The 2,297-nt window shown below is 35.0% G+C and carries 1 protein-coding gene; it reads left to right on the forward strand.

Annotation, left to right across the window (positions count from 1 at the left end; all coding sequences use genetic code 11):
- On the forward strand, positions 1-1,898 hold a 1,898-nt coding region (locus tag U9R42_10710), incomplete at its 5' end, for a DUF3387 domain-containing protein (GenBank protein MEA3496495.1).
- Positions 1,899-2,297 lie beyond the last annotated feature (399 nt).

Below are 2,297 nucleotides of genomic sequence, written 5' to 3' on the forward strand. Positions count from 1 at the left end.
ACGGTTTTAAAGCCAAAACAATTGACGACAAAGATTATCAGGGAAATGTAGTTGGTAAGAAAATCGTTTACGGTTTTGCAAAATATATGCGTGATGCTTTACCAAATGCTACTTACCTTGGTTTTACGGGCACTCCAATAGAAAACACCGACACAAATACTCCTGCCGTTTTCGGAAATTATATTGATGTTTACGACATCGCCCAAGCTGTTGAAGATGGTGCAACCGTTCGTATTTATTATGAAAGCAGATTGGCGAAAGTAAATTTAAGCGATGAAGGTAAACAGCTTGTTGAAGATTTGGACGAAGAACTTGACCAAGAAGATTTAACAAATACACAAAAAGCCAAAGCAAAGTGGACACAATTAGAAGCTTTGATTGGCAGTGAAAACAGAGTTAAAAATATTGCAAAGGATATTGTTTATCATTTTGAACAACGCCAAGAAGTTTTTGACGGAAAAGGAATGATTGTTTCAATGTCAAGAAGAATTGCAGCAGACCTTTACGATGAAATCATAAAAATAAAACCTGAGTGGCATTCTGATGATTTGGATAAGGGAGTTGTAAAAGTTGTAATGACTTCTGCAAGTTCAGATGGGCCAAAAATTGCCAGACATCACACCACCAAACAACAAAGAAAAACATTAGCCGACCGTATGAAAGACACAGAAGACGAACTGAAATTAGTTATTGTTCGTGATATGTGGCTAACGGGTTTTGATGCTCCAAGTTTGCACACTTTGTATATTGATAAACCAATGAAAGGTCATAATCTAATGCAAGCAATTGCAAGGGTTAACAGAGTTTATAAAGATAAACCAGGAGGATTGGTTGTTGATTATCTTGGTATAGCTTCTGATTTGAAAAAGGCACTTTCTTTTTATTCGGATGCAGGAGGAAAAGGCGACCCAACAATTTTACAAGAACAAGCAGTTGAATTGATGCTGGAAAAACTTGAAGTCGTTTCAAATCTATTTCACGGATTTGCTTATGAAGAATATTTTGAAGCAGAAACTTCAAAAAAACTTACAATGATTCTTTCAGCAGAAGAACATATTTTAAGTTTAGAGGATGGAAAGAAGAGATACATAAATGAAGTAACTGCACTTTCAAAATCCTTTGCAATCGCAATTCCGCACGAGCAAGCAATGGATGTAAAAGACGAAGTTGCATTTTTTCAAGCAGTTAAAGCACGTTTAGCAAAATTTGATAGCTCCTCTCCTTTTGGGAGAGGCGGGGGTGAGGGTTTAGAAACAACAATCCGTCAAGTAATAGACAAAGCATTAGTTTCGGAACAAGTGATTGACATTTTTGATGCAGCAGGAATTAAGAAACCAGATATTTCAATTCTTTCAGAAGATTTCCTATTGGAATTGAAAGGAATGGAACATAAAAATGTGGCTCTGGAAGTTTTGAAAAAACTCTTAAATGACGAAATAAAATCTCGTTCAAAAAAGAACTTGGTGAAAAGTAAGTCTTTAATGGAAATGCTTGAAAATGCCATCAAAAAATATCACAACAAAATACTGACAGCAGCCGAAGTGATGGACGAACTCATTAAATTGAGTAAGGAAATCGTTAATATGGACAGCGAAGCCAAAGCAATGGACTTAACGGACTTTGAATACGCTTTTTACACAGCAGTTTCAGACAATGACAGTGCAAAAGAATTAATGGAAAAAGATAAATTGAGAGAACTTGCGGTAATCTTAACTGAAAGAGTAAAAGCAAACGCATCAATTGACTGGACAATAAAAGAAAGTGTAAGGGCAAAATTGAAAGTAATAATAAAGCGGACTTTGAGACAATTCGGATATCCACCAGATATGCAGAAACTGGCAACAGAAACTGTATTAAAACAAGCAGAATTAATAGCAAATGAGATAACGAATGACTAAGTCCACGCTAAAGCCATACACATTGCCAAGTCGCTCTAAAAGCCCATCGCACGACCAAAACTTGTCAAAGAGTATGTCTTTGCCAACGCTGAGAAAGATGCTAACAAAATTGAAAGAAACGGAAGGAATGAAGAAAGCCCAGCACCTAACAAAGGCTATACGTAATTTGGGTAATGTACTAATATTGAAGTTTTTAGCATTAAATAAAATTAGTGGTAAATTGAAAATTAATCGTTTCAAAATCCCAAATTACGCATAGCCAAACCGATGATAATACTATGGAATTTAAATATGCGACTATAAGTTTTTTAATTTTCATTATTTTATTTAATTTTGAAGTGGGAGAAAGGCTCTTTAGATTTTGATATATGACAAAAATAATGGACAACAGTAAAAATA

The sequence above is a fragment of the Bacteroidota bacterium genome (assembly GCA_034723125.1).
Lineage (GTDB): Bacteria > Bacteroidota > Bacteroidia > CAILMK01 > JAAYUY01 > JAYEOP01.